Source organism: Enterovibrio gelatinilyticus (assembly GCF_028683095.1).
In the GTDB taxonomy this organism is placed as follows: Bacteria; Pseudomonadota; Gammaproteobacteria; order Enterobacterales; family Vibrionaceae; genus Enterovibrio; species Enterovibrio gelatinilyticus.
Genome location: NZ_JAJUBC010000154.1, coordinates 1 through 302, shown reverse-complemented (window position 1 = coordinate 302; position 302 = coordinate 1). Strand labels below are relative to the sequence as shown.

Annotated in this window: 1 protein-coding gene; it reads right to left on the bottom strand. The window is 50.0% G+C overall.

Annotated features, from left to right (window positions below; all coding sequences use genetic code 11):
- On the bottom strand, positions 1-302 hold a 302-nt coding region (locus LRP50_RS25620; RefSeq protein WP_274167202.1), incomplete at both ends, for a calcium-binding protein.

Below are 302 nucleotides of genomic sequence, written 5' to 3'. Positions count from 1 at the left end.
CCTGTACCGCCTTTGAGCGTGTCATGGCCATTTTCACCATATAGGTGGTCGTTGTTCCACTGGCCATCAAGGTAGTCGTTACCGGTACCACCAAGAAGGACATCATTACCAACATGACCATATAATTTGTCGTTACCGTCGTTACCTTCTAGGCGGTCATCGCCGTATTCACCATGCAGAGCATCGTCGCCGTTACCGCCTGAGAGGTAGTCATTACCGCCAGCACCATTCAGGGTATCGTTGCCGTCTTCGCCATAAAGTGAATCGTTACCGTTGTAGCCATAGAGGTAATCATTACCCCA